8 protein-coding genes and 1 pseudogene are annotated in these 8,130 nt (G+C 66.6%); 4 read left to right on the top strand and 5 right to left on the bottom strand.

The genetic code is table 11. From position 1 onward, the window contains the following. Positions 1-720: 720 nt before the first annotated feature. The 5 genes from Psi02_RS39650 to Psi02_RS39630 form a co-directional block, all read right to left on the bottom strand. On the bottom strand, positions 721-1,143 hold the full coding sequence (locus Psi02_RS39650) for a DUF6157 family protein (protein ID WP_203981072.1): 423 nt from the start codon (positions 1,141-1,143) through the stop codon (positions 721-723). Between the two features lie 52 nt (positions 1,144-1,195). After that, positions 1,196-1,831 (bottom strand): lipoyl(octanoyl) transferase LipB, encoded by a 636-nt coding sequence (gene lipB / locus Psi02_RS39645; protein WP_203981071.1) that lies wholly within the window; start codon positions 1,829-1,831, stop codon positions 1,196-1,198. 88 nt (positions 1,832-1,919) lie between these two features. After that, positions 1,920-2,108: a PspC domain-containing protein gene (locus Psi02_RS39640; RefSeq protein ID WP_203981070.1), complete on the bottom strand. Its 189-nt coding sequence runs from the start codon at positions 2,106-2,108 to the stop codon at positions 1,920-1,922. Positions 2,109-2,209: 101 nt separating this feature from the next. Beyond that, positions 2,210-3,226, bottom strand: a complete 1,017-nt coding sequence (locus Psi02_RS39635) for a lysylphosphatidylglycerol synthase transmembrane domain-containing protein (RefSeq protein ID WP_203981069.1) — start codon at positions 3,224-3,226, stop codon at positions 2,210-2,212. Between the two features lie 260 nt (positions 3,227-3,486). Continuing rightward, the gene (locus tag Psi02_RS39630; RefSeq protein WP_203981068.1) at positions 3,487-4,443 is read right to left on the bottom strand and encodes a hypothetical protein; all 957 of its coding nucleotides are present in this window, start codon (positions 4,441-4,443) and stop codon (positions 3,487-3,489) included. A gap of 74 nt (positions 4,444-4,517) precedes the next feature. On the opposite strand from Psi02_RS39630, the gene Psi02_RS39625 reads away from it, so the two are divergent. The 4 genes and pseudogenes from Psi02_RS39625 to Psi02_RS39610 all read left to right on the top strand — a co-directional run bounded on the left by Psi02_RS39625 (position 4,518) and on the right by Psi02_RS39610 (position 7,711). Next, positions 4,518-5,114 carry a TetR/AcrR family transcriptional regulator gene (locus tag Psi02_RS39625; RefSeq protein ID WP_203981067.1) on the top strand — a complete coding sequence of 199 codons (597 nt, stop codon included), beginning with the start codon at positions 4,518-4,520 and terminating at the stop codon, positions 5,112-5,114. 38 nt (positions 5,115-5,152) lie between these two features. Further along, complete coding sequence (locus tag Psi02_RS39620; protein ID WP_203958567.1) at positions 5,153-5,731, top strand: LURP-one-related family protein; 579 nt, start codon at positions 5,153-5,155, stop codon at positions 5,729-5,731. 567 nt (positions 5,732-6,298) lie between these two features. Further along, positions 6,299-7,354: pseudogene (rho, locus tag Psi02_RS39615) on the top strand (transcription termination factor Rho); the annotation flags it as partial. Positions 7,355-7,435: 81 nt separating this feature from the next. Further along, positions 7,436-7,711 carry a hypothetical protein gene (locus Psi02_RS39610; protein WP_203981065.1) on the top strand — a complete coding sequence of 92 codons (276 nt, stop codon included), beginning with the start codon at positions 7,436-7,438 and terminating at the stop codon, positions 7,709-7,711. Positions 7,712-8,130 lie beyond the last annotated feature (419 nt).

Here is an 8,130-nt window from a genome sequence, read left to right as displayed (position 1 = left end):
CCGTCCCGAGCACCGGCCTGATCACCAGCCGGCGGCACATCCTCAGGATCGAAATCACGAGCAGCCGAACCATCCACCCATCCGGACGACCACCAGCCCGACGAACGCCCCACCCCAGACACCCACTCGCCACCCGAGCTGGGAGCCCGTCCGACCGGCTCAACAATCTCGAACAACTCCCCCACAACCCCACCCCCGAGAACGACCGATTCGAACACCTGCACGAATCATTTCACGAGAATGAGCGGCCGACAACCAATACCAATGAGTAATTGGAAGTAATCCGCGAGGGGAAATTCGATCTATTTTCTAGGAATATAAGTAAATCGCCGCGAATGTCCGGCCGGGCGCCGCACACCACACACCGCGTAGAAGCCGCGCCTGACATCATCGAGCGCATCGGCTCCGAGGAATCGCGATCCAGGTGCGACCATCGCCTCTGACGTGCGACATCGCCATAAAACACAACGAATAATCAACAGATCTCGTAATGACGAGGCGCAACCCGCACACCGGGATCGATCACGCCCGGCTAAATGCGCATATTTCCAAAACGCGCCGCGAACCCCGCCCCGCGAACACCCCGCACCGCGACCCCCGCGCCACACCTGCGCGCCGCACCTGCGCGTCACGGCTACGCGCCACACCTGCATGTCACGCCTACGTGTCACGCACCATGCCAACGTGCCCGGTCGAGCGACATTCCGAATACGACCAAACCTAAGCGCGCTTGGATCGCATCGCTTTGAGGACCGTTATGCCCAGCACTTCGCCGGCGATGATCTCCTGGTACTCCACCGACCCCATCGGGCACAACGTCACCCGGCCCGCGGTGTCGAAGAGCAGGCCCCAGCCGTACTTCTTGGGCAGGGGCGAGGCCCGGAGGCAGGCCTGAGACCTGGAGAAGAAGCGAGCACGCAACTCCGCGCGCTCGAACGCCGACGGCACGTCCGATTCCTGCCGCCGCAGCCACGTCTCGAACAGGACGTCCTCCTGCGTGAGGCCGCCGGGGGCACCGGAGATCATTTCGAACTGGATCACGGCGACCGTCTCCTTGCCGCCCCTCAAGGCGGGCACCACGGCGCCGTCGACCGGGCAGTCGTCGGCGACCGCTATGAGCGTGTCGTAGTAGTGGAGATCCATCGCCTCATGATGCCCACCGGCTCCGGCATTTCGAAAGAGCCCGCCCGAAACCTCAGGAGGCCTCAAACGCCCGGGCTACGGCGAGACGGGCCTCGTCCATGGACGTCTGCCCGATCTCGCGGGCCACGGATGTCATGTCCACATCGGGCATCCCGCAGGGGATCGCCAGCTCCCAAGGACTCAGGTCGCCGTCGACGTTGAGGGCGAAGCCGTGGCTGGTGACCGAACGACTCGCGCGCATGCCGACCGAGACGATCTTGCGCACGGTGTCCTTGGTCCATACGCCGGTGAGCAGCTCCGATCCCGGCGGGGTGTCGCGGCGCTCCGCCGGGACGCCGAGCGTTCCGAGCGCCTCGACCAGCCGCAACTCCACCTCGCGGATGTAGTCCACGACGCCCTCGCCCGTGCGCAGCTTCACGATCAGGTAGCCGACGAGCTGTCCGGGACCGTGATAGGTGAGCTGGCCGCCCCTGCCCGTCTGCACGACGGGGATGCCGAACGACGGGCTGGGGAGGTGCGACTGGAGGGTGCGCTTCGTGACGGTGAAGACCGCGGGATGGCTGAGCAGCCAGAGCGTGTCCGGCCGCTCGTCGTTCTGCCGCTCCTCGACCAGGCCTTCCATGCGTTCCATGGCCTTCTCATAGTCGACGAGGTCGTCCTTGATCAGCACCAGAGGTCGTTCGCGCATCGTCACGTCACCTTTCCACCTGCGAGCATAAGCGCCGGTACGGCATGCCGCGGCAGGGCCCCGCATCCCCGGGAAACAGCTGCACGGCTCAGTGGTACTGCCTCGCGGGAGCCTTGGGAACGGCGACCCACATGATGAGGTAGAGGATGAACTGCGGGCCCGGCAGTATGCAGGAGAGCAGGAAGAGCAGCCTCACCATGGTGGGCGCCATCCCGAATCGCTCCGCGATGCCACCGCACACTCCGGCGATCATCTTGTGTTCTCTGGACCGGTACATCGGTGACCCCTTTCGTCGCCGGTTCAACGAACCGGCGAGAGACACCTGTTCCACCGAGAACCCTGATAAAACCCTGACCCGCCCCCACCGGCGCCGCTCCTCTAACGATCGCGATAGGCGTACGGGGCGCACGGGCTCAGTGCCATGGACCAGCGGACGAACGCGTCCCAGAACCAGTGCCCACCGGCCCCGAGCCGGGCACGAAGACCGTCGAGAAGCAGCAGCCACGCGGCCCAGCCGGCCACGAGGACGCCCCAGTAGGAGATCAGCCGGTACAGCAGCACCACGGCCGCGGCCGCGCCACCCGTGACGCCCCCGCCGATCAGGGTGGCGGCCAGCCCGATCTCCGCGATCCCCAGGCCACCGGGGATCAGGAGCAACACCGCGGCCGCCTTGGCGGCGACGTATCCGAGCAACACGGTGTGCGGGCCGATGTGCACGCCCGCCGCCGCGCACACCGCCGCGAGGCAGGCCACGTCGAGCAGCCAGTTGGCCAGCGCGAGCCCGGCCAGCATCAGCCGGTCACGGCGCTCCATCGTGACGGCGTGCCGTGCGGCGCGGACCTGCTCCAGCACTTTGGGGAAACGACGGTCCAGCCAGCCAGCGAGCCCCTTGGGCCGGAACCGCGCGAGGACCACGACGACCACGACCACGAGCGCCAGCACGCCCGCGGCGACCGGCCGGATGGCGGGCTCTCCCAGCACGGCGACCGTCCCGAGCACGACGAACGCCGCGGTCGAGTACACACCGCTCAGCACGAGCGTCGCGGCGATCAACGGCTTTGCCGCACCCAGCCGTGCGAACTGCCGGGTGGCGTACGCGATGCCGACGACCTGCCCCGCCGGAAGTGAGTTGGACACCGCGTTGCGCGCGTAGGTCAGCGCGACGGCCCGCGAGACGGTGAGGTGCGCTCCGCCGAGCATGAGCAGGCGGCGGATCAGCCGTGCGAAGGTGCCCATCGACAAGATCTGCGCCAGCACGGCCACACCCAGCCAGCCGGCGTTCAGTCCCGTCATCGCGCGCCAGATCTCGTCAGGGTCGGGGAGTCCGCTCTTGACGACGGACAGCACCAGGCCGACGGCGGCGCCCCCCAGTGCCCATCTCACCCAACGAGGCATGTTCACCACTTCTTCTTTCTCTACGGCATGCGCGGGCGACACCGCATCATGTGCTTCCCGGTGCATCGTCGCCCTGACGCGATGGCGGGGCGATGCCGGATCAGCGGCAGTTGCCCCGCCTGAGATTTCCGAGTTCCGGCAAGCCGGAATGGACCCCTCACCAGCGATGAGCCATCTGGGCCGCGGCTCTATTCCTGATGAGGCCGCAAGGTGACGTAGCTCTCCCGCCGACCGGCCAAAAGACCTGCCGAGGTGAACCGTCATGCCACCAGGACGGGCACCGCGGCGATCTCCGCCCGGCGGCGCGGCACGGCCAGCAGCACGAGACCGAGGAGGGCCCAGCCTCCGAGCACGAGCAGCGGCAGCGCGAGCGCCGCGCCGTCGAAGTGCACGACGTTCTTGATGGCTTCGGCGGCCTGGCCGACCGGCAGGACCTGACCCACAGCGGCGTACCACTCCGGGATGAAGCGGGCGCCGAGCGGGCCGCCGCTCGCGGGCAGGCCGATCGGGATGAACAGCAGCGCCACCAATCCGACCCCGGGAGCGCCGACGACCCGCATGAGTCCTGACGACACCAGGCCGATCGCCAACGTGACCCCGGCGGACATCGCCACCAGGGCCGCGAACCGGCCAGGAAGGGCGCCGAAGACCACGTCGGACAACCAGGCGTTCGCCGTACCGACCAGGACGGATGCCGCGGTGAGCACACCGAGACGGCCGGCGAGGCCGAGCCCGGGGGCGGCCCGGAACGTCAGCACGGCGATCGCGATGCCGGGGATCACCAGGGCGAGCACGTAGAACATCCCCGAGATGCCGCCCGCGTCGCCGAGCGGAAGCGGGATCGCGTCCTCCACGGCGAGCGACCGGCCCTGGGCCTGCGAGGCGGCTTGGAAGACCTGCGTGATGACGGTCGCTCCGGTACGGCCTCCGGCGCTGGCGACGACGAGTTTCCCGGCCTGCGGGATCAGGACGGCGTCGACCTCCCGATCGGCGAGAGCGTTCCTGGCGGCCCCCTCGTCGGCGTACGGCGTGAGCGAGAAGGCGCCGGGCGCCTTGGCGTCGAGGGCGGCGTCGATCTGACCGGCCACCTGGGACGGCCCGACGACCGCTACGGGCACGTCATGCGGTTCGGGCTGGTGGAGCGCGCCCAGGAACGAGGCCGCGAAGACCATCCCCAGGACGGTGACCGCTCCGATGATCGCGATCAGCTTGCGCATCGTAATTCTCCGTGTGTTGACTTCAACAGCGTTGATTTCACGATAGATGAATTCAACATGGTTGAATAGCCCTCATGGAAAGCAGGAGCGGGCGCCGTCCCGGATCGCCCCAGACACGGGAGGCGATCCTCGACGCGGCGGTCGAGGCCTTCACCGAAGGCGGTTACGCCGGGACGACGATCCGGGCGGTGGCCCGTGCAGCCGGCGTCGATCCGGCGCTGGTCATGCACTTCTTCGGCAACAAGGACGGTCTGTTCGACGCCGCCATCAGGGCGAGCGGCCTGCCCCTGCGCGAACTGGGCGAGGTGATGGAGGGCGACCCCGAAGGGCTCGGCGAGCGACTGGTGCGCCGCTATCTCTCACTCTGGGAGAGTCCGGAGCACGGCCCCAAACTGCGGGCGGTCATGAGCTCCGCCTCGTCGTCTCCGGCGGCGGCCGGAATGCTCAAGGAGTTCATCACCAGCGAGGTGCTCCAGCCGCTCGCCAAACGACTCGGGGTCGACAACGCGGAGACCCGGGGCATGCTCGCCGGATCACATCTGATCGGGATCGCTTTCACCCGTTATGTGCTGAACGTGGAGCCGATCGCCTCACTCGGCGGAGAGGAACTCGTGGCCTGCGTGGCCCCCGCCGTTCAGCGCTATCTCACCGGTGATCTCCCTCTGGCCTAGCCCATATAGGGTGTGGTCACACCGTCTTTGGAGATCACATGGATATTTCACACCTCCAGGCGCAGAACCGGCTCATCCTGCGTCAGAAGATCACCATGATGGTGAACAGATATGTCGTTCATGTTGCCGATCCTTCCGGAGCGGAAGGTCCGGTCGTGGCGTTCGCCGAGCAGAAGCGGATGACGCTCAAGGAACAGGTGACCCTCTTCACGGACGAGTCACGGCAGCAGACACTCGCGGGATTCAAGGCCCGCAAGATCATGGATCTCGCCGGCGAGTACGACGTCACGGACGACACGGGAGTGGACATCGGTTCCTTCCGGAAGGACTTCGCCAAGTCGCTGCTGCGCTCGACATGGCACGTCCAGCAGCCCGGACTGCCGACCATGACCGGTCAGGAGCGGCATCTCGTCGTGGCCGTGCTGCGCAGGTTCGCCGACTCGCTGTCATGGCTGCCGTACCACTTCGACTTCAGCGTCGGCGCCTCGATCGCCTTCTCCGTGAACCGCCAGTGGGGGCTGCGCGACCGGTACCTCATCGAGATCCACGACCCGCGCATCGACCGGCGTGTGATCATCGCGATGGCCGTCGCCCTGGACGCCCTTCAGGCGCGCTGATCCGAAATCGACGGCGTGGCCCGGGAATCCCCGGGCCCCATGCCGTGTTATCTTGACCGTAGGTCGCATGGTTCTGGCCTGACATCAGGCACATGCACCTACCTCTTCACCCGCCTCTCGGGCGTGATCATGCAGAAGTTCGCGATCATATGGACTGACCTGCGCTTTCCCGCATCGTGATCATGCGCAAGTTCTTCGGTCCTTATTGTGACCTGCCATTTCTCCTTGCGTGATCATGCACGAGAACCGGGCCGTACCCAGGCACGTTGACGTGCTCCGCCGTACGGCGAGGCCCGCAGTGCCCACAAGCATCGATGCCATCGATGCCACCGCCACGCAGGCGGAGCGTCCCCATGCGGCCCATGGAGCCGCCGGGTCGCACGAGCGATCCGAGTGACGCCGCCTGCACGAACCCCCCGAGACAAGGAACCCACCATGACCACACCGGACACCATCCCGCGGCCCGCATCCAGGACCAGGTCCAGGAACGGATCAAGACCCGCGGCCAAGATCACCGACGCGAACAGGGCAGGCCGTACGGCTAAGCCCACCGCCGAACCGACGACCATCAGCGGCCTGCTCGACGGCGTCACGAAGAACGCCGTCATCCGCGGCGGCGGCTACCTCCCGGGGCCGAAGGACGTCTCCGTGCCGTCCGCACTGGTCCGCGACTACGGACTCCGCAACGGCGACGTCGTCGACGGCACCGCGCAGAACGGCAGACTGATCAGCATCGAGACGGTGAACGGCCTGCCGCCCGGCCAGGCTCGACCCGACTTCGCCGATCTCGTCCCCATTCATCCCACCGAACGGCTCCGCCTCGAGACCGGGCCGGCCGTACTCTCGACCCGGGTCATCGACCTGCTGGCGCCGATCGGCAAGGGGCAGCGCGGCCTGATCGTGGCCCCGCCCAAGGCCGGCAAGACCATGCTCCTCCAGGCCGTCGCGAACGCGATCATCACCAACCACCCCGAATGCCACCTCATGATCGTGCTCGTCGACGAGCGGCCTGAGGAGGTCACGGAAATGCGGGAGACCGTCCAGGCGGAGATCATCGCATCCACCTTCGACCGTCCCGCCACAGACCACATCACCGTCACCGAGCTCGCGGTCGAGCGGGCCAAACGGCTCGTCGAACTCGGGCACGACGTGGTCATGCTGATCGACTCGATCACCCGGCTCGGCCGGGCGTACAACATGACGGCACCGAGCGGCGGACGCATCCTGACCGGCGGCATCGACGTCCGGGCCGTCCATCCGCCCAAGCGTGTCCTGGGCGCCGCGCGCAATCTTCAAGGCGCCGGCTCGCTCACCATCCTGGCGGCCGCGCTCGTCGAGACCGGATCGAAGATGGACGACAACCTCTTCGAAGAGTTCAAGAGCACCGGCAACATGGAGCTGCGGCTCAGCCGGAGCCTGTCCGAAAAGCGCGTCTTCCCCGCCGTGGACGTCACCGGATCGGGCACCCGGCGAGAGGACCTCCTGGTCGACTCCGCCGAACTACCCCTCCTGTGGAAGCTGCGCAAGGCCCTGCATGACCAGGGCACACTCGAGCCGTTCCTCGCAACGATGAAGAGCACCGGCTCGAACGCGGAGTTGCTCCTCTCCCTTCAGAAGGCGTAACCGCCCCTTCAGAAACGCGAAACTGCCTTCAGGACGCGCGTCCGCGTGTGAGAACCGTACGAACCAGGCATGATCACACGCATGAGCCAGTGGCGTGTCCTCATCGAGGAGAACATCGGCGGCGCCGACCGCAGGGAGTGGCGGATCTCCGACATCTACGAGGTCAAGGGCGAACGCGAAGAGGCACGGGCGATCGCCCACGAGCTCGCGATGTCGCACTCGCCCAAGCATCCGGCGCTCCCGCAGGAACGGGCTGTGTACCGGATAAATGAGGACACGTGGTTGACGATGGTCATCGGCGTCAGAACCAGATACCACTATCGCGTCACCGTGGCCGAGCGCATCTTCCGCGGCTGACCCCCGGCCCCTCCCTCCCCCTCGGGCGTGATCATGCACAGGTTCGGGAAAGTCCGCGCCGACCTGCGCATCCCTTGCCCGTGATCATGCACGGGTTCGAGATCATGCGGGCCGACCTGGGCATTCTCCAGTCGTGATCATGCACAGATTCGTGCACGGTCACGCCTACCTGCGCAAATCCTCTCCGTGATCATGCAGTACGCCACACACTGCATGATCACGAAATCCATCACGCCAGGTCAGACCACACGTCGAAGAACCTGTGCATGATCACGGCCAAAGGATGCGCAGGCCGGCACCACCACCCAAGAACCTGTGCATGATCACGCCCAGTGTTTGGCCAGGTCAGCCCATCATTCTCCGAACCTGTGCATGATCACGCGCAAGAGAAAAAGGGCGAGTGTCAGGTGCCTATGGGG

Origin of the sequence: Planotetraspora silvatica (assembly GCF_016863315.1) — a bacterium.
GTDB lineage: Bacteria > Actinomycetota > Actinomycetes > Streptosporangiales > Streptosporangiaceae > Planotetraspora > Planotetraspora silvatica.
The sequence above is the reverse complement of the archived record's forward strand: the minus strand, read 5'-3'. Positions and strand labels throughout refer to the sequence as shown.